This window comes from Mycobacterium sp. 852002-51971_SCH5477799-a (assembly GCF_001667145.1).
Taxonomy (GTDB): domain Bacteria; phylum Actinomycetota; class Actinomycetes; order Mycobacteriales; family Mycobacteriaceae; genus Mycobacterium.
On record NZ_LZIF01000080.1, the window covers coordinates 19692 to 42657 of the forward strand.

The 22966-nt window shown below is 66.9% G+C and carries 23 protein-coding genes and 2 pseudogenes; 5 read left to right on the plus strand and 20 right to left on the minus strand.

All coding sequences use genetic code 11. The annotated features are described in order from the left end of the window. Window positions 1-272: 272 nt before the first annotated feature. From A5753_RS09620 to hisN, 16 genes are all read right to left on the minus strand, one after another. The gene (locus A5753_RS09620; RefSeq protein ID WP_067126304.1) at window positions 273-674 is read right to left on the minus strand and encodes a hypothetical protein; all 402 of its coding nucleotides are present in this window, start codon (window positions 672-674) and stop codon (window positions 273-275) included. Between the two features lie 53 nt (window positions 675-727). Next, complete coding sequence (locus A5753_RS09625; protein ID WP_067126307.1) at window positions 728-1264, minus strand: YceI family protein; 537 nt, start codon at window positions 1262-1264, stop codon at window positions 728-730. A 34-nt stretch (window positions 1265-1298) separates the two neighbouring features. Beyond that, window positions 1299-1700: a nuclear transport factor 2 family protein gene (locus tag A5753_RS09630; protein WP_067126310.1), complete on the minus strand. Its 402-nt coding sequence runs from the start codon at window positions 1698-1700 to the stop codon at window positions 1299-1301. 25 nt (window positions 1701-1725) lie between these two features. Then, window positions 1726-2064, minus strand: a complete 339-nt coding sequence (locus A5753_RS24320; protein ID WP_067126313.1) for a DUF6285 domain-containing protein — start codon at window positions 2062-2064, stop codon at window positions 1726-1728. Next, entirely contained in the window at window positions 2061-3041 is a 981-nt protein-coding gene (locus A5753_RS09640) for a phosphotransferase family protein (protein WP_369829306.1), read from the minus strand. The genes A5753_RS24320 and A5753_RS09640 overlap by 4 nt, the downstream gene beginning before the upstream one ends. 11 nt (window positions 3042-3052) lie before the next feature. Further along, window positions 3053-4291, minus strand: coding sequence for an acyl-CoA dehydrogenase family protein (locus A5753_RS09645; RefSeq protein WP_067126319.1), 1239 nt, complete (start codon window positions 4289-4291; stop codon window positions 3053-3055). 24 nt (window positions 4292-4315) lie between these two features. Next, a complete protein-coding gene (locus tag A5753_RS09650) occupies window positions 4316-4939 on the minus strand; it encodes a TetR/AcrR family transcriptional regulator (RefSeq protein ID WP_067126322.1) in 624 nt (207 codons plus the stop codon). After that, window positions 4939-5835 (minus strand): hydroxymethylglutaryl-CoA lyase, encoded by an 897-nt coding sequence (locus A5753_RS09655; RefSeq protein WP_067126325.1) that lies wholly within the window; start codon window positions 5833-5835, stop codon window positions 4939-4941. The genes A5753_RS09650 and A5753_RS09655 overlap by 1 nt, the downstream gene beginning before the upstream one ends. Then, window positions 5832-7037, minus strand: a complete 1206-nt coding sequence (locus tag A5753_RS09660; protein WP_067126328.1) for a CaiB/BaiF CoA-transferase family protein — start codon at window positions 7035-7037, stop codon at window positions 5832-5834. Before A5753_RS09660 ends, A5753_RS09655 begins: the two co-directional genes overlap by 4 nt. A gap of 4 nt (window positions 7038-7041) precedes the next feature. After that, window positions 7042-8238, minus strand: coding sequence for a S9 family peptidase (locus tag A5753_RS09665; protein WP_067126331.1), 1197 nt, complete (start codon window positions 8236-8238; stop codon window positions 7042-7044). Continuing rightward, a complete protein-coding gene (locus A5753_RS09670; protein WP_067126334.1) occupies window positions 8238-9326 on the minus strand; it encodes a homogentisate 1,2-dioxygenase in 1089 nt (362 codons plus the stop codon). Before A5753_RS09670 ends, A5753_RS09665 begins: the two co-directional genes overlap by 1 nt. Window positions 9327-9599: 273 nt before the next feature. After that, a complete protein-coding gene (locus A5753_RS09675; protein ID WP_067126337.1) occupies window positions 9600-10571 on the minus strand; it encodes an NADPH:quinone oxidoreductase family protein in 972 nt (323 codons plus the stop codon). A gap of 22 nt (window positions 10572-10593) precedes the next feature. Then, complete coding sequence (locus tag A5753_RS09680; protein ID WP_067126340.1) at window positions 10594-11592, minus strand: acryloyl-CoA reductase; 999 nt, start codon at window positions 11590-11592, stop codon at window positions 10594-10596. 70 nt (window positions 11593-11662) lie between these two features. Beyond that, entirely contained in the window at window positions 11663-12868 is a 1206-nt protein-coding gene (locus A5753_RS09685) for an acyl-CoA dehydrogenase family protein (protein WP_067126343.1), read from the minus strand. A gap of 32 nt (window positions 12869-12900) precedes the next feature. Further along, complete coding sequence (locus A5753_RS09690; protein ID WP_067126347.1) at window positions 12901-14298, minus strand: acyl-CoA dehydrogenase family protein; 1398 nt, start codon at window positions 14296-14298, stop codon at window positions 12901-12903. An 84-nt stretch (window positions 14299-14382) separates the two neighbouring features. Continuing rightward, complete coding sequence (gene hisN / locus A5753_RS09695) at window positions 14383-15171, minus strand: histidinol-phosphatase (protein WP_067126351.1); 789 nt, start codon at window positions 15169-15171, stop codon at window positions 14383-14385. 63 nt (window positions 15172-15234) lie between these two features. Between hisN and A5753_RS09700 the strand changes: the two genes are divergently transcribed. After that, window positions 15235-15570, plus strand: coding sequence for a hypothetical protein (locus A5753_RS09700; protein ID WP_156656041.1), 336 nt, complete (start codon window positions 15235-15237; stop codon window positions 15568-15570). A gap of 7 nt (window positions 15571-15577) precedes the next feature. Here A5753_RS09700 and A5753_RS09705 read toward each other — a convergent pair whose 3' ends face one another. After that, window positions 15578-16666, minus strand: coding sequence for a PPE family protein (locus A5753_RS09705; RefSeq protein ID WP_067126357.1), 1089 nt, complete (start codon window positions 16664-16666; stop codon window positions 15578-15580). Window positions 16667-16758: 92 nt separating this feature from the next. Next, the gene (locus A5753_RS09710; protein ID WP_067126360.1) at window positions 16759-17919 is read right to left on the minus strand and encodes a PPE family protein; all 1161 of its coding nucleotides are present in this window, start codon (window positions 17917-17919) and stop codon (window positions 16759-16761) included. A gap of 548 nt (window positions 17920-18467) precedes the next feature. Between A5753_RS09710 and A5753_RS24815 the strand changes: the two are divergent. Beyond that, window positions 18468-18710 (plus strand): annotated as a pseudogene (locus A5753_RS24815) (cyanoglobin); the annotation flags it as partial. Here A5753_RS24815 and A5753_RS09715 read toward each other — a convergent pair. Both A5753_RS09715 and A5753_RS09720 read right to left on the minus strand, forming a co-directional pair. After that, the gene (locus A5753_RS09715; protein WP_067126363.1) at window positions 18652-19083 is read right to left on the minus strand and encodes a pyridoxamine 5'-phosphate oxidase family protein; all 432 of its coding nucleotides are present in this window, start codon (window positions 19081-19083) and stop codon (window positions 18652-18654) included. The pseudogene A5753_RS24815 and the gene A5753_RS09715 overlap by 59 nt on opposite strands. 58 nt (window positions 19084-19141) lie before the next feature. After that, window positions 19142-20503: an FAD-dependent oxidoreductase gene (locus A5753_RS09720; protein ID WP_067126366.1), complete on the minus strand. Its 1362-nt coding sequence runs from the start codon at window positions 20501-20503 to the stop codon at window positions 19142-19144. A gap of 162 nt (window positions 20504-20665) precedes the next feature. Here A5753_RS09720 and prfB point away from each other — a divergent pair, with 162 nt between their 5' ends. The 3 genes and pseudogenes from prfB to A5753_RS09735 form a co-directional block, all read left to right on the plus strand. Then, window positions 20666-21778, plus strand: coding sequence for a peptide chain release factor 2 (gene prfB / locus A5753_RS09725; protein WP_067126369.1), 1113 nt, complete (start codon window positions 20666-20668; stop codon window positions 21776-21778). Beyond that, window positions 21768-22754, plus strand: coding sequence for a mechanosensitive ion channel family protein (locus A5753_RS09730; RefSeq protein WP_231990052.1), 987 nt, complete (start codon window positions 21768-21770; stop codon window positions 22752-22754). Before prfB ends, A5753_RS09730 begins: the two co-directional genes overlap by 11 nt. Then, window positions 22751-22966 (plus strand): annotated as a pseudogene (locus A5753_RS09735) (hypothetical protein); the annotation flags it as partial. The gene A5753_RS09730 and the pseudogene A5753_RS09735, both read left to right, overlap by 4 nt.

The window sequence follows — 22966 nt, forward strand, 5'->3', positions numbered from 1 at the left end:
CGCTGTGCTGCGCAAAGTCGATAGCCGGTGAAACCAACGCTCGCCGCCGCACGCGAACTGTCGTACCAGCTGCCCCGGGAACACCAGCAAAGGCGCGGCTGCGCCGATCGCTGCGGCGGTCAAGATCAACGGCATCGCCAGGGCGAATGGCTCGTCGTCAGCAACGTCGCGACTAGTGGCGGTGGCCTTGGTGAGGGGGCCCAAGTTGTCAGGACTGCCGCATTCGGCGGCCGGGAAGGTACGTCCGCGGCAGGGGCGCGGCGTGGACCGGATCAGCGAACCGGGGCTCGCAGCAGGTTCAACACCGTTCGGCCGAGCAGGATGGGGTCGATGGGATGCGGCACCGCGCCCTCGGCACGCGACCAGGAAGCCAACCACGCATCGTCGGGCCGCCCGGTCAGCACGACCAGGGGTGGGCAGGTCTCGAGTTCGTCTTTGAGCTGCTTCGCGATTCCCATGCCGCCGGTCGGGGTGGCCTCGCCGTCCAGGATGGCCAAGTCGATGCCGCCCTTGTCCATCGTCGCAATCACCATGGGCCCGGTCGCCACCTCGACGTAGCTCAGCTCGGGCAGATCGGGATGCAGCTGCTTGCCCAGCGCCCGCATCACCCGTTCGCGGGTATGGGCATTGTTGCTGTAGACGAGGATCCGCAGGGCGACGGTGGAGTCGGACACGGTGCAGATGCTACTGGTGCCGCACCGGGTTCAGCGGGGTGCCCGCAGAATCTTTATTGCGATACCCGCACGAAGATGGCGTCCGCCGCGACCGTCGCCGTCGAGCCGATCATGCCGCCCCGGTTCCAATCCAGGTCGAACCGGTCCCGATCGAGCTTGGTTTCGCCGGTGATTCGGATCGAGCCGTCGTCGAGCTCGGAGATCACGACGGGCAGTGTCACCTCCGCCGTGACACCCTTGATCGTGAAGCTGGCACGCAGGTCGGCGGCCTTGCCTTTGGTCGGGTGGACCGCGGTGACGACGACGCTGATCTCCGGAAAGCGGTCGACGTCGAAGAAGTCGGCCGAACGCAGGTGCTTGTCCCTACGGCCGATGCCGGTGTCCAGCGAGGCGGCCCGGATGTCCGCGCGGCCGAAAACCGCTCCCTTGCCGGTCAGTTGGCCGTCGCCGCTGAAATCGGTGAAGCGGCCCTTGACGTTCACCAGGCCCCACATGTTCCTGATTTTGAACGTGATGGCCGAGCGATCCGGGGCCAAATTCCACACGCCGGCCATGTCGGGATCGTGCAGCAGTGTCTCCAAAGTCGTCATCGTCACCCCCAAATGTGTCGTGGCGAATGTAGCGCTAGTTCATCAGCGGCGCGATCCCGGCGGGATCGAAGTATTCGTCGATCCGCTCGATCAGGCCATCCGTGCCGACCCGGATCACGATGCAGACCCGCAGCGAGATCGACTGCCCGGCATGCCCGGTGGCGTGCAGGATGTGCTGCTGGACGAAGCCCCGAACGGACCCGTCGTCGAAGAGCTGCCGGTCCAGGATTTCGTAGCGACGCTGCGCGGTCGCCCCGATGAACCAATCGATGACGCGCATGGCGCGGGACTTGTCGTCGTCGCGCCGCGAGCCGACGCGCCACACTGTGATGTCGTTGCTCCACATCGCGTCGACCGCGGCGACATCGCTTCGCTCGATTGCCGTGAACAGGCGATTGGCCGCATCGAGAACCGTCTCGGTGCCGGAAGCGGGCATGTCTGGCTCCTATCTGATCGTCGAGCTATTCGCTGTCGTAGCCGGGGTGGGCGACGGCCAATCGACGTCGCACCAGGATGCGCAGGCACGCGGTGACCTGGTCCGCGTGCCCGTCCATGTCACCGGCCCGTATCGCCGCGGCCAGCTGTTCCTCGTCGGCGAAACCCAGGCCGGCCAGCGCCGCGCGGGACTCCGCCTCGCTGTCGTCGAGCAGCTCGCGCTCGACGATGCGCAGCGCGTTGGCGGCGACCCGGGCGTGAAAGTTGACCTGTCCCTCGGTAGCACCGCGCACGTCGGTTTCCAGGAATTCGGCGACCGCGGCAACCAGTTCGGCGGCCAGCGGACGACCGTATGCGCCGTTCATGGCCGCGCCTCGAGCAGGTTGAGGAGGTCCCACTCGGTCTCGCAGACGCGGCGGCCGATGGTGGCCAGCTCGACCGAGCGGTTGTGCCCGTTCAAGTGCCGTTCCGCCTGGAAGCGGCAGATGACACCCCAGCGCAAGGTGGCCAACACCAGCCACCAGTGAAACGCCACCCGGTCGACGGTGACCCCGCTGGCCTGCTCGTAGGCTCGCAAGAAGCTTTCGATGCTGCCCAGGCCGCCGGCGCCGAGGCCGGCCGGCGCGCCGAATCGCCAGGCCCGGATGCAGAACCACGCCAGGTCTTCGTACCCCTGCCCGATGTGCACCAGCTCCCAGTCCAGCACCGCCGCGAGGCCCGACCCGTCGACGATGAGGTTGCCCATCCGAAAGTCGCCGTGTACCAACACCGCCGGCGACGGTTCTGGACGGTGGGCGGCCAGCCAGCGAAACCCCCATTCAAAGGTTGCGGTGGTGTCGCCCATGTCGTCGAGGCGATGGCGCCATTCGGCCAGTTGGTCTTCGTGGGTCAGGTCAGGAACGCTCGTGTCGGCGCGGTGAATGGCGGCCACCGCCTGCGCGCACTGCTGCAGCAGCCGCGTGCGGGACGTCTGCCCGCCTGCGCCGTCGAGCTGTCGCTGGATGCGCCGAACGATGGTCTCGCCCTTGATTTCGTCACAGATCAGGAACGGATTGCCCAGTGCGACAGGCGAATTGTCGGCGATCAACACGTGCGGGACCGGCGCGCCCGCCGCCGCCGCGGCGGCCTGCGTCCTGGCTTCGAGCTCCATGCCGGCATGCACATCGTCGGGCGGGCCGGTGCGCAGGATCAGCGCGCGACGCTGCGCGTGGGTGACGGCATCGAACGCCCAGGTGGTTCTGCTGGCGCCACCGGTCAACGCGCGCAGGTTCTCGACCGCGGTGTCGACGCCGGTGGCCCCGGTGAGCACGGTGGCCAGTCTGGAGGTCAGTTCCGCTGACACGACCTTGTCCATCAGTTCTTGCCGAATTTGAACAGACGTTGCGCTACCCGGCGAATTTGAATCTCCTCCGCGCCCTCGGTGATTCGGTAGCGACGGTGATGGCGGTAGATGTGTTCGAACTGCTCGTGGCGGCTGTAGCCGAGGCCACCGTAAACCTGCATCGCCCGGTCCGCGGCGTCGCAGACCAGCCGGTTGGCGCGGTAATTGGCCATCGACACCTTGTCGGAGACCTCCATGTGGTGGTCGCGGTCCAGATGCCAGGCGGCGTACTGCACCAGCAGCCGCACCATCTGCGCTTCGGTCGCCAACTCGGCCAGCGGCCACTGCACGGCCTGGTTGACCGACAGCGGCTTGCCGAACACTTTTCGGCCGGCGGCGTATTCGGCGGCGCGGTCGATGCAGTACTGTGCGGCGCCCAGGCTGCTCGCAGCCTGCCGAATCCGGTTCTCGTGCAAAAAGGTTTGGCCGACCTCCAGGCCGCCGTCGACCTCGCCGAGTACCGCGTCGGCGGGAATGCGAACATCGGTCAGCTCGACTTCGCCGTGGTCGGTGGGCATGTTGAACGTCCACCAGTAGTAGGGGACGTTGAATCCGGGCGAATCGGTCGGCACCAGGAACGCAGTGATGCCCCGGGCGGCTCCCGGTTCGCCGGAAGTGCGTGCGAAGACCAGGTCGTGGGTCGCGCGGTGCACTCCGGTGTTGAACCGCTTGGCGCCGTTGATCACCCAGCTATCACCGTCGCGTTCGGCGCGTGTCTGTAGCCAGGTCGCATCCGAACCATGCTGCGGCTCGGTCAGGCCGAACGCCATGGACCGTTCCCCGGTGATCAGCGCCTCCGACCACTGCTTGCGTTGGTCGTCGGTGCCGAACCGCTCCATCATGATCACCTGCGGGAAGTTCCCGACGATCGACGATTCGTTCTGCAGGTCGTTGTGTAGGCCAAGACCCTTGTGCGCCAAGTATTCCCGGATGACCGCCATGTCGACGTTGCTGCCGTCGCGGCCGCCCAGTGAGGTCGGCAATCCATACCGCAGCCAGCCGGCCTTGTCGGCTCGCCTGCGCATCTCGGCGAGCAGATCCTCCCACTCGCGCGTCGGGATTCCGTCGTTGTCCCAATCGGTGCGCGCGTGTTCGCGACGCTGATCGAAGTACTGCATGTTTTCGCGTTCCAGCGGCTTGATCTCGGCCTCGATGAACTCGTCCATCTCGGCGAGCAGCCCCGGAAGGTGCTCTGGCAGACTGAAATCCACGGCTATCTCCTCGCGATTCGCGCGTTACGCACCATAGAGAGTCTTCTTCCACACCGTTGATAGCGTGGCGATGGCGTCTTCGTCGCTGATCTCCATGCCGAGGCCCGACTGCCCGACGAAGACGGTGGTGAAGTTCTCGAACAGCAGCGCGATGGCCGCCGCCGTGTGTTGCGGGTTGAGCTCGGCGCCGTAACCCTGCTCCTGCGCGCGACGAACCGATGCCGCCACGATGTCCACGCCGAAACGGCGGAACTCGTTCTGCACGGCCGCGAACCGCTGTTGGGTGGCGGCCAGCTGGGCCACGGCGATCATGATGCCGATGTTCTGCTTGAACATGTTCCAGTAGCCGGTGACCACCGAGGTGAAGAACGCGTCGTCGTCCGGAGAGTCCGGCAGGTGAACGCTCAGGCCCGACGGCGTCACCACCTCGTGCAGGAATGATTCGGCGAGGCCGGCCAGCAGGTCTTCCTTGTCGGCGAAGTATCGGTAGAACACCGCCGGTGATTTTCCCGCGGCCGACGTGATGTCGGCCAGGGTGGTGCCGTGAAAACCCCGTTCGGCGAACAACTTCCGGGCGGCCTGTTCGATGGCCTGCCTGGTCTGGCGGCCTTTGGCGGTCAGCTCGCGGTTCGCCTCCGGGGCGGACATCAGTTACGCTTTCGGTCGCCGGCGCGCAACAGGGCGCTCGGCAGGTCGTGCCCCACCAGTGATTTCGCCACGTCGGCCGCGGCGATGGCGGCTTGCAGGTCGACGTCGACGTCGATGCCGCTGTCGCGCAGCAGGTACACCAGGTCCTCGGTGGCGACGTTGCCGGTGGCCCCCGGAGCGAAGGGGCAGCCGCCCAGGCCGCCGACCGAGGCATCCAGCCGGGTCACCCCGGAGGTGACCGCGGCGTAGGCGCTGGCCAGCCCGGAGCCGCGGGTGTTGTGGAAATGTCCGCCCAGCGGCAGGTCGCCGAGCACCGGACGCAGTTGTGCGATCAGCGAACTCACCCGTCCCGGGGTGGTGGTGCCGATGGTGTCGGCGATCGACAGGCGGTCGACGCCGCGGTCACGCGCGGCCGCCGCGATTTCGAGCACCCGCTGCGGCGGGGTGGGGCCTTCGAACGGTGAGTCCCAGGCGGTGGCGATGACGACCTCGACGGTGACGTCGCTGTCGTGCGCGATCGCGACGATCTCGTCGATTTGATCGGTGGCCTCCGCGCTGGTGCGCCCGACGTTGGCCGTGCTGAAGGCGTCGTCGGCGGCCACCACGTACTCGATGGAGCGCAGCCCCGCGGCGACGGCCCGCTTGGCGCCGTTGGCACTGGCCACCAGGGCCGAGAATTCGATGTCGGGGTAGTCGTGCAGATGGGCAGCCAGTTCGGCGGCATCGGCCATCGACGGCACCTTGGTGGGGGAGACGAACGCGGTGACCTCGACCTCGCGAACGCCGGTGGCCGCCACCGCGGCCAGCAGTTCGAGCTTGGCGGACAACGGGATCGGCGTTTCGATCTGCAGGCCGTCACGCAGGGCGACTTCTCGGATGTCGACGTGATTGGTCACAGCACCTCCTCGGAGCGCAGCTCCTCGAGCTCCCCGGCGGTCTTGCCCAGCAGCCCGATGTAGACGTCGTCGTTGTGCTGGCCCGGCCGCGCGGGACCGGCGTTGCGGACTTGCCCCGGCGATTCCGAGAGCACCGGCACGATGCCCGGCCCTAACACGTTGCGCTGCACGCGCTCGTCGTAATGCTCCACCAGCATGCCGCGTGCCCGCAGCTGCGGGTCGTTGACCACTTCGGCGACCGTATTGATCGGCCCCGCGATCACCCCTGCGGCGGAAAGGATTTCGATGATGTCCCCGGGCTGGCGGTCCGCGGCCCAGGCCCCGATGATGTTGTCGAGTTCGTCTTGATTGCGGCCGCGGGCGATGTGCGTGGCGAACCGGTCGTCGGTGGCCAGCTCCGGGCGGCCCATCGCCTTGCACAGCCGGGCGAAGACGGTGTCCTGGTTTGCGGCGATCACCACCCACGAGCCGTCGGCGCTGCGGTAGATGTTGGACGGGGCGATCCCCTCCAGCCGGGTGCCCGAGGGACCGCGGACCACCCCGCCGGCGTCGTAGTCGGGAATGGTGGATTCCTGTACTGCCAAGCATGATTCGGTCAGCGCGACGTCGACCACCTGGCCGCGCCCGGTGACGCTGCGTCGGTACAGCGCGGCCAGTGCGCCCTGGGCGCCGAACATGCCGGCCAGGCTGTCACCGAGCGAGAGCGCCAGCCGGGGCGGCGGGCCGCCGGGAAACCCGTTGAGGTACCGCAGCCCGCTGGCCGCTTCGGCGACCGAGGCGTAGCCGGCCTTGGTGGCGTCGGGCCCGGTCTGTCCGTAGCCGGACACCCGGACCAGGATGATGCCCGGATTGCGTTCGCTGAGCACGTCGTAGCCCAGGTTCCACTTTTCCAGGGTGCCCGGACGGAAGTTCTCCACCACGATGTCGGATTTCTCGACGAGGTCGCAGAACAGTTCGCGGCCGCGGGGATGGCGCAGGTCCAGCGTGATCGCCCTCTTGTTTCGTGCGTGCACCGTCCAGAAGACGTGCTGCCCGTCGAGTTCGGCTTGACCCCAGGTGCGCAAGGGGTCCGGTGCTTTGGGCAGTTCCACCTTGATGACGTCGGCGCCCATGTCGCCGAGCAGCCGGCCGGCGAAGGGCCCGGCGATCAGGGTGCCCAGTTCGAGAACCCGGACGCCATCCAGCGGGCCGGCTGGTGTCATGCGCTCATCCTTGACTCGCGAAATCGTGCCGCGCCAGCCAGTCGGTGACGATGGTTACGGCGGCCCGCAGCGCGCCGCGCTGGTCAGGTCCCGCGTAATAGTGTGTGGCGCCGGGGATTTCGTGCATCTCCTTGTCCTGGTGTCCGATCGCCTGGAACAGCCGCCGGGTGTGGCTGGGCGTGCAGGCGTCATCCGCCAGGTTACCGATCACCAGAGCGGGGATCGCGATGTCGGGTCCGCAGGCCACCGCGTCGCCTCGGGCATCGTCGTAGCTCCACTGCGAAAGCCAGCCGCGCAGGGTAGAGAACCGGGCCAGCCCGACGGGGCTCATGTTCACCACCTGAGGGTCCCCCAGGTAGCAGGTGCCGGGTTTGCGCTCGTTGGGATCGACCGCCGGGTCCAGCCAGCGCGGGTCGGCCATGGTGCCGTGCACGACGAAGCCGAACTCGTCATCGGGCCGGCCGGCGGCTGCCAACTCGGCTAGCTTGTCCCTGACCCATGCGGTGATGCGGCGGTTGCGGTCGATCTGCGCCTGTCGGTAGCGGTTCAGGAAGTCTTGGCTGTAGGGCGGCTGATTGGGGTTATCGGGGTCGTACAGGTCCAACTCCGGATCGCGCTTGGTCGGGTCGGATTCGTCGAGGATCGACGCGTCCAGCCATTCGGTCAGCGTGCCGTGCCTGCTGATGTGGGCGGCAAGGAGCATGATGCCGTCGGCGACGGGCAGGTCGAGTTTGGTCAGGTCGGGGCCGTCGCCGGTCGGGCTCGACGTGATGGTCGGGTTCTGCGCCTGCTGCTGGTAAAACACCGACAACGAACCGCCGCCACTCCATCCGGCCAGCACCACCTTCTGGTAGCCCAGCCGCTTTTTGGCGTCCTTGATGCATTCGCCGAGGTCCTCGACGACCTTCTCCATCAGCAGTGCCGAGTCGGTGCCGCGAAAGCGGCTATTGCAGTAGATGACGTGATGGCCGGCCCGCGCCAGCGCGTTGATCATCGGCAGGTAGGCGCCACCCCCGATGGGATGCATGAACACCAGCACGGTGTCCGACGGCTTGTCCTTGGGCTTGAGCAGGTAGCTCTCCAGCACGGTGATCTCGGCCAGACCGCCGTAGACATCTCGTACTCCCGAATTATTCTGGAAGGCAACCAGATACGGGATCCGGTCGTACTCGAACTTCTTGGGTGTCACGGCTTGCGTCATCAATGTTGTCCTAGGTCGTGGGCCAGTACCTCGGCCGACGGGGTCAGCCGCCGGCGCGTGTCGATGGCGATCACCTGCCAGTCGACGCGGGAGTAGTCGTCAAATTTTCGGCGCGCCCGTTCCCGTGCCTTTTCCGGAGCACCGTGATGAACCCCTTGTGGCGCATGCGAAATCAAACCGGGCGGCATCGGAATGCCGTAGAGCGAGCCGCCGTGGAAGAAGGCGATCTCGTCGTAGTCGACGTTGCGGTGATACCACGGTGTGCGTTCGGTGCCGGGGATCCCCTCAGCGGGCTTGGGCAGGAAGTTCATCACGTAGACGCCGGTGGCCTGCATGAACAGGTGCACCGTCGGCGGCAGGTGAACACTGTCGGAGGTGACCACGTTGTAGTCGGCGATGTTGAAGGTGAACGCGAAGTTGTCCCCGCGCCAACCTTCGACGTCGAGCGGATTGTGTTGGTAGAACAGCGTTGTCGGGCCGCCCTCGTGGATGAGCCGGACCTCGAATTCGCCGTCGGTCTCGTCGGCCGGCGCCGGCTCGGGGATGATGACCTGTGACGGGTCGAAGGGGAAGTGGCGGCCCAGCGCGCCGGGCGGTGGCACCCGGAATTCGTCGGTTGCTTCGATCATAAGCATCGTCGTCGCGTTGTCGGGGAACTGGCGCCAGGTGCATGCCTTCGGGATGTACAGCCAGTCGCCCTCCCGGTAGCGCAGCGGCCCGAATTCCGTCTCGGCCAGACCGCTGCCCTGGTGGACGAAGCACAGCAGGTCGCCGTCGACATGACGGACGAAGAACGGCATCGGCTCGTGACGCCGGCTCAACAGGATTCGACAGTCGTCGTTGCTGAACATCAGCAGCGGGCTGCCGTCGGCTTCGGTGGCATCGCTGGGCTTGAGCTCGCTGGACAGCACGTCGATGGGACGCAGCGGCCCGACCGACCGATAGGCGGTGGGGTCGTGGCGCCGGTACAGGTTGGCGGTGCGGCCGGTGAATCCGCCCCGGCCCAACTCGTCGTCCTTGAGGCCGTCGAGGTCGGCATGCAGGCGGCGCGGGGTTCGGCCTTTTCGCAGGTGCACAAACGATTCCATGGACGGCTCCTCCGGTGGGACCAGCCGGGTCGGCGACCAGGGGTCACAAAACTGAAAGTGACATTACTTTCTCTTTTGCGGACGCACAAGGGTCGCGGCGAGCCGGTCCTCGTCACCATTCCAGGTTTGTCACAGGCGCCACAGGCGTCGCCCCATCTCATAGCGACAACACCGGTGACGCTCCAAACCGGTGGATCGTCGCTCAGAGGCGGGCAAACAGTCGACTGCCCGGCGGCGGAGACCACTGTGGCGGATGGGACCAAGTGCCCTGGGCTAGCTCCGGACGCGCAGCACGACCTTCCCCTTGGCGCTGCGGTTCTCCAGGGAGGCGACTGCGGTCGCGGCCTGCTCCAGCGGGTAGGCGACCGGCTCGGGCGGGGTCAGCTCCCCGGAGGTGAGCAATCGCTCGAGTCCGGCCCACTGCTCGTGCAGCGCGCCCGGATGCGTCCCCGCCCAGGCGCCCCAACCCACGCCGACCACGTCAACGTTGTTGAGCAGCAATCGATTTACCTTGACGGTCGGAATCTCGCCGCCGGTGAAGCCGACGACCAGCAGCCGCCCGCCGGCAGTGAGCGAGCGCAGGGAGTCGGTGAACCGGTCGCCGCCGACCGGGTCGACGACGATGTCGACGCCCCGGCCGTGGGTCAACTCCTTGACCGCATCCTTGAAACCGTCGGCCAGCACCACATCCGTCGCGCCGGCCGTCGTGGCGATGTCGGCCTTGTCCTGCGTGCTGACCACGGCGATGGTGCGCGACGCCCCGAGCGCCGGGGCCAGCCGCAGCGCCGAGGTCCCGATGCCGCCGGCCGCACCGTGCACCAAAACCGTCTCGCCGCGCTGCAGCCGAGCGCGGACGGTCAGCGCGAAATAGACCGTCAGATCGTTGAACAACAAGCCGGCACCGGCCTCGAAACTCACATTGCCGGGCAGCTTGAACACCCGGTCCGGGGCCAACACCGCGACCTCGGCCATGCCGCCGGACAGCATCGTGAGGCCGACGACCCGGTCGCCCTCGCGCACGTTCGCGCCCTCGGGTGCCGACCGCACCACGCCGGCGATCTCGGCACCGAGCACGAAGGGCAACTCCGGGCGGTATTGGTACAGGCCCCGGGTGAGTAGGGCGTCCGGGAAGGCCACCCCGGCGGCGTGTACGTCGACGACGACCCCGTCGCCCGACGGTTCGTCGATGTCGGTCAACTCGACCGCGTCTGGGCCATCGAGCCGAGTCACCTGTACCGCGCGCATGCCACCAGAGCCTACTGCCGGGTCAAAATCCGCCGGCGACCCGCACCACGGCCCGCCCGGAGAATTTGCCGGCACGCACCTGATCGATGACTCCGACGACGTCTTTCACATCGACATCGCTGACCAGCGAGGCCAGGTGCCGCGGCCGCAACGAATCGCCGAGCCGGGCCCACAATTCGCGGCGCGGTCCGATCGGCATCAGCACCGAGTCCATGCCCAGCAGCGCGACACCGCGCAGGATGAAGGGCAGCACCGTGGTGTGCAGGGCAGGACCGCCGGTGAGGCCGCTGGCCGCCACCGCGCCGCCGTAATCGACGGTGCTGAGGACGTCGGCCAGCGTCGCGCCGCCCACACAGTCCACCCCGCCCGCCCAGCGCGCCTTACCGAGCGGTCGCGGCTTGGCGTCGGGATCGGCGGGCAACCGGCCGATAATCTCCGCGGCGCCAAGGGCTTTGAGCCGGTCGGCGGCTTCGGGCTTTCCGGTCGAGGCGACCACCGGGTAGCCGGCGGCCGCGAGCAGATCCACGCTGACCGAGCCGACGCCGCCGGTGGCCCCGGTGACGACGATGGGACCGGCGTCCGGCGCGATGCCCCAATCAATCAGCGCCTGCACACTCATTGCGGCGGTGAAGCCCGCCGTGCCGATCGCGGCGCCCTCGTGTGGGATCAACGCGCCGAGTGCCACGACCTGGTCGGCCGGCAACCGCGCGTATTCGGCGTAGCCGCCGTGGTGGCCGGTGCCGATCGCATACCCGTGGGCCAGCACCCGATCGCCGACGGCGAAGTCGGGAGACGTCGACTCCACGACCTCACCGGTCAGATCGATGCCCGGCACCACCGGGTAGTCGCGTACCACGCCGCCGCCCGGCGTCAATGCCAGTGCGTCTTTATAGTTGACGCTCGAATACAGGACCCGGATGGTGACCTCGCCGGGCGGCAGGTCGGAGCGGTTCAGCGTCTCGACCGACGCGGTTATCCGGTCACCATCTTGTCGCGCGACGAGCGCCTGAAACGTGTCCATCCTTCGACGCTAACCTCACCGCAGAGCACAGCGACAGCGACCAGTTCGGCGCAGACCGGTGATGGCCGAGTTACTTGAGCTCGGAGGAGGACAGGCCCAGCAGGCGGCGCGCGACCACCAGCTGCTGAATCTGTTGCGTGCCCTCGAAGATGTCCAGGATCTTCGAGTCGCGCGCCCATTTCTCGAGCAGTGACTGTTCGGAATAGCCTGCGGTGCCCGCCAATTCGACGGTTTTGAGTGTGACGTCGGTGGCCATCCGGCCAGCCTTGGCCTTGCTCATCGACGCTTCTTTGGAGTTGGGGATCTTGTTGTCGGCCTGCCACGCCGCCCGCAGGGACAGCAGATAACTGGCCTCCCAGTCGGCCTCCATGCGGATGAACTCCGCCGCCGCGGCGCTCTGCGCGTGCGAGGGCTTGTCGTAGGAGATCTCCACGCCGGCCTCGGTGAGGATCTTGCGAATCTCCTCCAGGGCGGCCCGGCCGACGCCGACGGCCATGGCCGCGACGATGGGCCGGGTGTTGTCGAAGGTCTCCATCACCCCCGAAAAGCCCTTGCCCACCTCGATTTCGGGGTTGCCGAGTAGGTTTTCCTTCGGAATGCGGGCATTGTCGAACCGGATGACTGCGGTGTCGGAACCCTTGATGCCAAGCTTGTGCTCGAGCCGTTCGACCGTGACACCGGGATGCTCGCGCGGCACGACGAACGACTTGATCGCCGCGCGGCCCTGTGACTTGTCGAGCGTCGCCCACACCACGATGTGGGTGGCGCGGGAGCCGGCGGTCACGAAGATCTTCTCGCCGTTGATCACATACTCGTCGCCGTCCAGGGTGGCCGTCGTCGACACCGCCGCCGAGTCCGACCCGAACCCGGGTTCGGTGATGGCCATCGCCGCCCACACCTTGCCCAAGCGCTGCAACTGTTCCTCGTTGGCGACCGCGGAGATGGCCGCGTTGCCCAGCCCCTGGTAGGGGACCGACAGCATCATCGCGAGGTCACCCCAGCTGGCCTCAAGGGTCTGCAGCAGTGCGGCCATGTTGGCGCCGTTGTGGTTTTTGTCCCGGTCTGCGTCCTCACCGCCCAGCGCGTTCGCTCCCGCGAATTCGATTGACTCCGAGGCTCCTTCGAAGAGGCTGAACAGAGTGTCGAGTTCGACCGGGTAAGCGTGTTCCTTGAGGTCGTACTTGCGGGCGATCGGGCGCATCAACTCGGCAGCGCCCTGGTGCGTCTTCGTCGTCACCGCCTGCATCTTGCGGGGAAGTTCCAGATTGATTGCCATGATTGAACTTTCAGCTCGAATTGGATAACGACTCAGATGACGACGACGCCCTCGGCAACGCCGATGGCCCGCAGGTCGCGGTACCAGCGTTCGACCGGGTGCTCTTTCGTATAGCCGTGGCCGCCCAGCAGCTGAACGCCGTCGAGGCCGATCTGCATGCCCTTGTCGGCGCCGAGCCGCTTGGCCAGCGCCGCCTCTCGGATGAACGGCAGGCCTTGCTCGGCACGGGCGGCGCCGCGCCAGGTGATCAGCCGCAGCCCGTCCAATTCGATGGCGATGTTGGCGCACATGAAGGCGACCGCCTGCCGGTGGGCGATCGGCTCACCGAAGGCCTCGCGTTCCTTCACGTACGGGATGACGTAGTCGAGCACCGCGTGCGAGGTGCCGACGGTGAGCGCGGCCCAGCCCAGCCGGGCCAGCGCGATCGCCTCGGAGTAATCTTCGTCGGTCGCTTCGTCCTCACCGAGCCGCGCGGTCGTTGGCACCGTCACCCCGGAGAGTTCGACGTGGCCCAGGGCCGCCGCGCGGATACCCATGCTCGGATCCGCTTTCACGGTAAGGCCTTTCGTCGAGGACTCGACGATGAACAAGGCCGGCTTGCCGTCCAGCTGCGCGCCGACGATGAAGAGCTCGGCATCGGCAGCGGCCGGCACCAACGACTTCACCCCGTCCAGGCGGTAACCGCTCGGCGTGCGCACCGCGGTGGTCTTCAGCCGGGTGGGGTCGAAGAGCGGTTGCGGCTCGGCAAGGGCCACGCATGCTTGGGGCACGTTCTCACCGGCGAACTCGGGAAGATAGGTGGCCTGCTGGTCGGCGCTGCCCCAATGGGTCAGCGCGGAGGCTACGCCTCCCGGGGCGAGCAGCGGCAACGCCAGGCCCATGTCGCCGTAGGCCAGCGCCTCGGCGACCAGCACATTGGTCACGCTCGACCGGTGTGCGGCGATGCCGTCGAAATCCTCGGGGATGTTGATCGCGGTGATGCCCAACTCGGCGGCCTTGGCGATCAGCTCGTGCGGGTAGGTCGTCGCTTCGTCGGCGCCGTGTGCGGCGGGCCGTAGCACTTCCTCGGCGAACTCGTCGAGAGTCTCGACGATCATCTTCTGCTCGTCGTCGGGCGTCAGGTCGAAGTAGTCCTTGCCGCTGGACTTGAGCCGGGTGGGCCCGCCGCGGAGGTTCTGGATTCGCTTGAACTCCCGTGACGAGCTGGCGGCGGTGGAGAAGACCGTCTTCGTGCCGTAGCGCAGCGCGCGGTTGAGCGGGTCGCGCAGCTGGTATTTGTCCAAGAACTCCTGCCCGACGAGCGGGGTGATCAGCGCGATCGCGATGTCGACGCCGGTGCGTTTGTGCGTTTGTAGCCCGACAGCGGACTTGTGGTCGCGCCGCTTGGCGCGGGTGCGGGTGGACGTCTGGTTGGAACCGGAACCGGTCATTTCAGCAGCCTCAGGTCGTTGGGCAATGCGGATATCCCCGATCTTACTCCGGAGTAAGATCGGGGAGAACACTTGTTAACTAATTCACAGCGGGGCGCCCGCAAGGCTCCCGAGCACCTGCTGCTGCAGCAGACCATTCGTGGCCACGGCGCTGCCGCGATGCGGGCCTGCGGTGCCGTCCAACGCCGTCAGCGCGCCGCCCGCTTCGCGCACCAGGATGTCGAGCGCCGCGAGGTCCCATACCGACACTTCCGGCTCGGCGGCGATGTCGACCGCGCCTTCCGCGAGCAGGCAATAGGACAGAAAGTCGCCGAAGGCGCGCACCCGCCACACCGCGTCGGTCAGTGCGATGAATCGGTCCCGCACTCCGAGCTGCGCCCATCCGGACAGGCTGGAAAATGAGAGGCTGGCTGAATCCAGTTGTGCCACCGAGGAAACCGAGAGCCGGCGCGCGGGCGCGCCATCGACCGCGACGAAAGCGCCCCGGCCGTGCGCGGCCCACCACCGGCGCTGCAACGCCGGGGCGCTCACGGCGCCGACGACGGGGATGCCGTCTTGGAGCAACGCGATCAGCGTGGCCCACACCGGCACTCCGCGGACAAAGTTCTTGGTGCCGTCGATCGGGTCGATGATCCACTGACGCCCTGTGAAGCTGGTATCGCCGCCGAACTCCTCGCCGACGACGCTGTCGTCCGGCCGTTCGCGACCCAGCAGCTCACGCAGCTCGGTTTCCACCGCGCGATCGGCGTCGGTGACCGGCGTCAGGTCGGGTTTGGTGTCGACGCGCAGGTCCAGCGCGCCGAAGCGCGCGGAAGTCAACGTGTCTGCGCGGTCGGCCAGCGTCAGTGCCAGCGCCAGATCGTCCTGGCTCATGACGCAGTCTTATCACGGTCCTACCATGGCCCCGTGTGGGAATTCGGACTGCTGCTCCTGCTGATGGCCGTGCTGGCGGTATTTCTCGTCCAGCGGTTCGCCCCGCGCGGCCCGCGCGGTGAGCTGCTGAGCGGCACGTTGCTGGTGACCGGCATAAGCCCCCGCCCCGACGCGACCGGCGAGCAATTCGTCACCATCGCCGGCGTGATCAATGGGCCCACCGTCAACGAACACGCGGTGTATCAGCGCCTGGCCGTGGACGTGAATCAATGGCCGACCATCGGTCAGCTGTTCCCGGTGGTCTATTCGCCGAAGAACCCGGACAACTGGAGATTCGCTCCCACGGAACCGCCCGAGGCGCCCGGGCCGCCCGAGTCGCCGCAGCCACCCGCCCACTGAACGTCCGTCAACCGGCCGCGGGCGGCCGCGTCAGCACCATGATCCGCCTGCCGTAGCGGGGGACCACAAGCGTGGCCCGCCTGATCGTGCCTCCCGGTACCCCGGGTATGCCGGGCGTCCCGGGCCCCGTTCGGCCCACCGCTTCGGTCGCCGCCAGGCCGGACATGCCGCTTCCCGGCAATGCCGCAACGGGATTGCCGGTCGCGGTGGCCCACCCGGCGGGCACCGACATCGAGCCGATCCGTCCGGCACGCGCGAGTACCGCGTTGACGTTGCCCAGGCCCGACGGGGCGGCGCCGAGCGCAGGCGCCTTGGGAAGCGCGGAGGGAACCGCCGCGAGGTTCGGCAAAATGCCCAAGTTCTTGTCGGCCTGGATGATTCCGGCAGTAGTCCCCTCGGCAGTGAAGATTGATCTGAACGCAGTCGAGGTGCCCTGGATGGTGTCAAGGATCCGGAACAATTCCGACGAGGAGCCGGCGGCCGCTGAAGCCGCCTTCGAGCCCGAGTTCGAGCTCCAGGCGTTGGCGGTGGCCTGAGCGACGGCGTCTCGCTGAGCCCGTTCTCCATCCGGAGTAGTGGTTTGGCGCGGGGAGACGAACGGCGAAACCTGTGCCGCCGCAGCTGAACTGGTGGAATAGCTGAACATCGCGGCGGCGTCCTGCGCCCAGTATTCGGCGTACTGGGCTTCGTTGGCCGCGATGGCCGCGGTGTTCTGGCCGAAGAAGTTCGTTGCCACCAGCGTCGCCAGTTGGGTGCGGTTGGCCGCCACCGCGGCCGGAGGCACGGTCATGGCAAATGCAAGCTCGTAGGCCGCCACCGCCGCTCGGGCCTGCATGGCCGTCTGCTGCGCACGTTCGGCGGTCGCATGCAGCCACGACACATAGGGGGCGGCGCCGGCCGACATCGCCTGGGCTGCGGGCCCGTGCCAGTACAAACCCGTCAGGCCGGACAGCGCCGATTCGTAGACCGCGGCCGTGATGCCCAGCTCGGCCGAGAGCGAGTCCCAGCTCGCCGCGGCAGCCAGCAGCGAACCCGAGCCCGGCCCCGCGTACATCCGGCCCGAGTTCACCTCTGGTGGAAGGAAGCCGAAATCCATTGTCTTACAGCCTCATGAGCTGCGTGTAGCGAAACTGCGGGCGACGATCGATTAGTGCTGTGGTCGACGGCAGTTGGTGGATTGGCGGCACGTCACCCGGCGGCCGGCGGGCGTGGCATCACGGTGAGCCGCACGCCGTAACGGGGCGGGGCACCCGCCCCGGCCGATCGCGCGGCGCCGCCGCCCGGCATGCCGGGGTAACCGGGATACCCGGACGCCATCGGCTCCTCGGTCCCCGGCAGCGTGGTGAAGCCGGCGGGTTCCAATGGCGAGATGTGGGTGCTCGTGGGTGCGGACCAACTTGCGGGCACCGACATCGGCCCGATCCTGCCGGCGTGCGAGAGGGTCGCGGTGACATTGCCCAGGCCACCGCCGAGGCCCGATGTGGCACCGCGGAGTGCGGGCGCTGCGAGCGCTGGAGCGAGATTGGCCGCGGCCGCGCCGGGCTTGGCGAGAATGCCCAGATTGTTCTCGGCCCCGATGATTCCGGACACGAACTGCTCCATGTTGTAAGGAGCGCTGAACCCGAGGCCCGTCCCCTGAATAGCGTCAAGAACCCGGAAGGCGTTGCCGTCACCCGCGCCACCCGCTCCCAGGTTCGGTGCCGCCTGCACTTGCGGTTGCGGTTGCGTCGAGAGCGGCGAAATCGCCTGCGTGACCGCCTTAGTCGCGCCGGAGTTGGCGTTGGCCGTGGCCACGGCGGCGTTCTGGGCACCCACCCCGGACTCGTTGATGGATTTGTGCGCGGTGGCGAACCGCGGCAACTGGGTTGTCGCCGCCATCGACGCCACGGAGTAGCCGGCCATCGCAGCGGCGTCCTGAGCCCAGTAGTCAGCGTACTGCGCCTCGGTGTCCGCGATGGACGCGGTGTTCTGGCCCACGATGTTCGTCGCCACCAGCGCTGCCAACAGCGTGCGATTGGCGGCGATCACCGGTGGGGGCACCGTCATCGCGTACGCCTGTTCATACGCCGCGGCGGCCGTCCGCGCCTGCATTGCTGTCTGTTTCGTCTGCTCGGCGGTCCCTTGCAGCCAGCCCATGTAGCGGGCGGCCGAGTACGCCATCGACTCCGAGGCCGGGCCGCGCCATTGCAGGTCGAGGCCCGCGAGCACCGATTCGTATGACTCGGCGGTGGAAGCCAGCTCGGCCGACAACGCGTCCCAGCTTCCGGCCGCGGTCAGCAGCGAGGCCATCCCGGCGCCGGTGTACATCCGGGCCGAATTGATTTCGGGTGGAAAAAAGGTCCACTCCATCTGTGATACATCCCCTCGAAGTGTGGATTTAGGGCAAACGCCCCCGACGCCGATGCCGGCGCCAGCCGCATCGGCGTGTTCTGGAAAATAGCTGGGCCGCTGCCTGATTCGAATTGTCCTTCGGCAAGGCTCACCCCGCGTCAGCTGAGAAAGCAGCCCGCGCGATCGCGGCACTGCCGTCTGGGGTGGGCAGCGTGGCGCCTATCGGGTGGGCGGAGCGTGCGCGCAGGGCATTGCGAGGACCTTCGTGTTTTCGGGCCCTACAAAAGTCGCAAATGCGGCCGATGCTTGCGGGGTTTTGCTTATTTCACGAAGCGGGCAAGTTAGAATTCAGCTCAAATTTACCTTTAGTTCACTATTTGTTAACCAACGCCGAATCCGGTTCACACCGGTCGAACATTCGGGCCGAGGCCCTTTGCCACACGGGTCATTCCGTGCGTGCGATACGTTGCGGCAACCTTCAGCCCGGCCCGACTGGAACCTGAAACACACTGCTCTGCAACAAAATTCATCGAAGCCCGAGACGCATGTGAACCGGAATCTTCTCCCGGGAGATCCACCGTCGTGCCCGCTTGTCGGATCGTCACTTCCGGCGCTGGCTCACCCTGTGGCACAACACCGTTGACGAGATGTACCGCGGGCCGGCGGCCGATTGGGCGAAGGTTCAGGCCGGCCGGATCGCGTGGGCCATGCGCCGGCGACTGACCGGCGCCGACGCACCCGAGCTCCTCGTCACGCACCCGGCTCGTTCCGGTCAGGCTCCGGACCGAACCGGAAACGGCGACCGGTGACTTCGGTGGGCGTAATGCGCACATAGTGCGGTTTGCGCGTTGCCGTCCACGGCAGCAGCTGCGCGCGTTCGGCTCGTTGGATGTCCGCGTCGGCCTTCAGCAGTCGCGCGCGACCACGCACGATCACGCTCCATCCTTCGATGACGTTGTGGTCGTCGACCTCGAAGACCACCGCGTGATTGGCCACGGCCGAAAACAGTTTGGTGCCCTCAGCGGTGCGGAACAACACGGTGCGCTCTTGTGCGACGAAGTTGACGGGGAAGATCTCGGGCTCACCGGCGAAGTTGGTGACCAGCCGACCCAGCGAGACGCTGCCCAACAGGTTCCAGTTCTCGTCCTCGGAAAGCAGGGCTACCGGTTGGTCGCTACCCACGTGCTCAACGCTAGGAATGGCGTCGTTGAGTAGGGCCCTTCGTACTCTCGGTGCGGACTCAGCCGTGGCTGACCCGCAGCAACTTGGCCAAACTCGGCAGCTTGACGCGGGGACGCCCGTGCGGCTCGCCCGCTGCTCGCTCGTGGGCATCGATGAGATCCCAGTGCGCCGAGGTGACCAGCTTGGGCTGGCGTGACGCCAGCCAGTCGGCCAGCTGGTCGGCGTGGTCGTCCGGGAAATCGGCGAGACCGTCGGCGCCGGACAGATCGGCGAGCAGCGTGTCGATGGTGTCCTGGGAGTCCTTCTTATTGGTGCCGATCACGCCGGTCGGCCCGCGCTTGATCCACCCGACCACATATTCGTTGCGGCTTTCTGCCACCCGGCCGCCGCTGTTGGGGATCGTCGCGGTCTTCTCGTCGAACGGCAGTCCCGGGGTCGGCACACCGCGGTAGCCGACCGAGCGCACCACCAGCTGAACCGGTAGCTCCTCACGCTCGCCGGTATCTTTGGCGGAAACCCAGCCGTTGTCGTCGGTGACCAGCTCGTTGCGGCCGAGCACGATCGCCTCGACCCGGTCCTTGCCCTTGATCTCGATCGGGGAGGTCATGAAGCGCAGCACGATGCGACGGTGTCCGGGGCGTGGGTCGCGCTTGGCGTAATCGCGCAGCACGTTGATGTTCTGCTTCGCCGTCTTGCCGACCGCGGCCGCATCCTCGTCGCTGATGCCTTCCAGCTGGGCGGGGTCGACGATCACGTCGACGTTTTCCAGGTCGCCCAACTCGCGGAGCTCGAGGGTGGTGAACGCGGTTTGCAGCGGCCCCCGCCGACCGATGACCACCACCTCGTCGACGCCGCACGGGCGCAGCGACTCCAGCGCATGGTCGGCGATGTCGGTCAGCCCCAGCACGTCGGGGTCGGTGACCAGAATGCGTGCGACGTCGAGCGCGACGTTGCCGTTACCGACGACCACAGCACGTGCCCCCGAGAGATCGGGCGTGGCGGCCTCAAAATTCGGGTGCGCGTTGTACCATCCCACGAAATCAACGGCGGCGATGCTGCCCCGCAGGTCCTCGCCGGGGATGTTCAACGCACGGTCTGATTGCGCCCCGACCGCGTAGACGACGGCGTCGTAGCGCTCGGCGAGTTCGCTGGCCTGCACGTGCTCGCCTACCGAGATGTTGCCGAAGAAGCGGAAGCGCGGATCCTTCGACGTCTTCTCGAATTGCTTGCTGATCGACTTGATCTTCGGGTGATCGGGCGCGACGCCGGAGCGCACCAGCCCCCACGGGGTGGGCAACATCTCCAGCATGTCGACGGCGATATCGATGTCCTCGGACCCGTCGGCCGCCTTCAGCAGGGAGGACGCGGCGAAGAAGCCCGACGGTCCGGAACCAACGATTGCAACGTGGTAAGGGCGCATTCTCGACCTTCTATTCGTGCCCGAATGCGCGCAGGGGGCTGTCGCGCGCAAAGCGGGGCGCACATGATCGTGCCTCGATGCTAAACGCATGACCGCTGGTCGTGACCTGGACACTCGCTGCGACCCGAGCTGCTCGGGGGCCCCCGGGTAACGTTGTCGGCTGTGGAACCCGACCGTCAAGCCGATATCGCCGCCCTCGACGCCACCCTGACCACGGTGGAACGGGTGCTCGATGTGGACGGTCTGCGCACGCGCATCGAGAAGCTCGAACACGAGGCGTCCGATCCCCAGTTGTGGGACGACCAAGCTCGTGCCCAGCGGGTGACCAGCGAGTTGTCGCACGCCCAGGGCGAGCTGCGCCGGGTCGAGGAGTTGCGGGGGCGCCTGGACGACCTGCCGGTGCTCTACGAGCTGGCGGCCGAGGAGGGTGAAGGCGCCGACGACGCGCTGGTCGAGGCCGACGCCGAGCTCAAGGCGCTGCGCGCGGACATCGAAGCCACCGAGGTCCGCACCCTGCTGTCGGGCGATTACGACGAACGCGAAGCGCTGGTCACGATTCGCTCCGGCGCGGGCGGGGTGGACGCCGCCGACTGGGCCGAGATGCTGATGCGCATGTACATCCGGTGGGCTGAACAGCACAAGTATCCGGTGGAGGTATTCGATACGTCCTACGCCGAAGAGGCCGGCATCAAGAGTGCGACGTTCGCCGTGCACGCCCCGTTCGCCTACGGCACGCTGTCGGTGGAGCAGGGCACTCACCGGCTGGTGCGAATCAGTCCGTTCGACAACCAGAGCCGGCGCCAGACATCGTTCGCTGAAGTCGAAGTGCTTCCGGTGGTCGAGACCACCGATCACATCGACATACCGGAAGGCGATGTGCGCGTTGACGTTTACCGTTCGAGTGGCCCCGGAGGCCAGTCGGTGAACACCACCGACTCTGCGGTACGTTTAACCCATATCCCAACGGGTATCGTCGTGACTTGCCAGAACGAAAAATCGCAATTGCAGAACAAGATCTCGGCGATGCGAGTGCTTCAGGCAAAATTGTTGGAACGCAAGCGATCCGAAGAACGCGCTGAGTTAGATGCGTTAAAAGGCGAAGGTGGCAGTTCGTGGGGCAACCAGATGCGCTCCTACGTTCTGCAGCCGTATCAGATGGTCAAGGACCTGCGAACCGAATACGAGGTTGGCAATCCCGCGGCCGTCCTGGATGGAGACATCGACGGATTCCTGGAAGCGGGAATCCGTTGGCGCAACCGAAAAGATGACGAATAACACAAGTTTTCTCGCCGCATCGATGACGCACCGCTGGCACGACTTCTGGCGGGGCGAGTTCGGTGAGTGGATCATCACCCGCGGTCTGCGGATCGTCATGGTCCTGATCGCCGCGATGCTGGCCGCCCGGTTCGTCAACTGGGTGGCGCAGCAGGTGACCCATCAGCTCAACCTGGGCTTCGCCGAGAGCGATGCGCTGGTGCGCTCGGAGGCATCGAAACACCGGCAGGCCGTGGCGTCGGTGATCTCGTGGGTGTCGGTCGTCATCATCGGCATCTGGGTCATGCTGCAGGTTGCTCAGATACTGCAGTTCTCGATCGGGGGGCTGGTCGCGCCGGCCACTGTGGTCGGGGCCGCGCTGGGTTTCGGCGCGCAACAGTTGGTCAGGGACCTGCTGTCCGGCTTCTTCATCCTGGTGGAGCGCCAGTACGGGTTCGGAGACATGGTGACCATCACCGTCGTGTCCGCGACGGAAGCGACCGGCACGGTCGAGAACGTGACGCTGCGGGTCACCCGACTGCGCTCACCGGATGGTGAAGTGTTGACCATTCCCAACGGGCAGATCGTCAAGGTGGTCAACCTGTCCAAGGATTGGGCACGCGCGGTGGTGGACATCCCGGTGTCGATCAACGCCGACCTCAACCGGGTCAACGACGTCTTGCATCAAGAATGCGACCGCGCGATGGACAACCCCGTGCTGGGCCAACTGCTGCTGGATGCGCCCACGGTGATGGGTGTGGAGAGCATCGAAGTCGACACGGTCACCCTGCGTATGGTGGCCCGCACGCTGCCCGGCAAGCAGTTCGAGGTCGGACGGCAGCTGCGCGTCCTGGTCATCCGGGCGCTGGCCCGCGTCGGGATCGTGACCGCGGCCGACGCGACGGTCGGCCTGGTCGAAGACCCCTCGGTGCCGGCCGCACAGGCCGCCGAACAGCGAACCGATGATGAAGTCCAAGGTGCGGTGCAGAAGCGTTGAAGTTCACCCTGAACATCCTCGAGAAGCGCGGCGAGGGCGACGACACGGATGCGGCGCATCGCTGGCCCAACTACGTGTTCGGCGGGCGGATGCGCACGTCGACCTTGGTATTGATCATCGCTTTCTTCCTGGCGTGGTGGGTCTACGACACCTACCGCCCGGAACCGGCCCCCAAGCCCCCCGCCCCGCAGGTGGTTCCGCCGGGACGCGCC

Coding starts and splice junctions, on each gene's coding strand:
- A5753_RS09710 (WP_067126360.1), bottom strand. CDS start 17,919: ATGGAGTGGACCTTTTTTCCACCCGAAATCAATTCGGCCCGGATGTAC.
- A5753_RS09625 (WP_067126307.1), bottom strand. CDS start 1,264: ATGACGACTTTGGAGACACTGCTGCACGATCCCGACATGGCCGGCGTG.
- A5753_RS09720 (WP_067126366.1), bottom strand. CDS start 20,503: ATGCGCCCTTACCACGTTGCAATCGTTGGTTCCGGACCGTCGGGCTTC.
- hisN (WP_067126351.1), bottom strand. CDS start 15,171: ATGAGCCAGGACGATCTGGCGCTGGCACTGACGCTGGCCGACCGCGCA.
- A5753_RS09675 (WP_067126337.1), bottom strand. CDS start 10,571: ATGCGCGCGGTACAGGTGACTCGGCTCGATGGCCCAGACGCGGTCGAG.
- A5753_RS09660 (WP_067126328.1), bottom strand. CDS start 7,037: ATGACACCAGCCGGCCCGCTGGATGGCGTCCGGGTTCTCGAACTGGGC.
- A5753_RS09705 (WP_067126357.1), bottom strand. CDS start 16,666: ATGGATTTCGGCTTCCTTCCACCAGAGGTGAACTCGGGCCGGATGTAC.
- A5753_RS09680 (WP_067126340.1), bottom strand. CDS start 11,592: ATGGACACGTTTCAGGCGCTCGTCGCGCGACAAGATGGTGACCGGATA.
- A5753_RS24320 (WP_067126313.1), bottom strand. CDS start 2,064: ATGAACGGCGCATACGGTCGTCCGCTGGCCGCCGAACTGGTTGCCGCG.
- A5753_RS09685 (WP_067126343.1), bottom strand. CDS start 12,868: ATGGCAATCAATCTGGAACTTCCCCGCAAGATGCAGGCGGTGACGACG.
- A5753_RS09665 (WP_067126331.1), bottom strand. CDS start 8,238: ATGACGCAAGCCGTGACACCCAAGAAGTTCGAGTACGACCGGATCCCG.
- A5753_RS09630 (WP_067126310.1), bottom strand. CDS start 1,700: ATGCCCGCTTCCGGCACCGAGACGGTTCTCGATGCGGCCAATCGCCTG.
- A5753_RS09730 (WP_231990052.1), top strand. CDS start 21,768: ATGACGAATAACACAAGTTTTCTCGCCGCATCGATGACGCACCGCTGG.
- A5753_RS09650 (WP_067126322.1), bottom strand. CDS start 4,939: ATGTCCGCCCCGGAGGCGAACCGCGAGCTGACCGCCAAAGGCCGCCAG.
- A5753_RS09670 (WP_067126334.1), bottom strand. CDS start 9,326: ATGGAATCGTTTGTGCACCTGCGAAAAGGCCGAACCCCGCGCCGCCTG.
- A5753_RS09700 (WP_156656041.1), top strand. CDS start 15,235: ATGGCCGTGCTGGCGGTATTTCTCGTCCAGCGGTTCGCCCCGCGCGGC.
- A5753_RS09690 (WP_067126347.1), bottom strand. CDS start 14,298: ATGACCGGTTCCGGTTCCAACCAGACGTCCACCCGCACCCGCGCCAAG.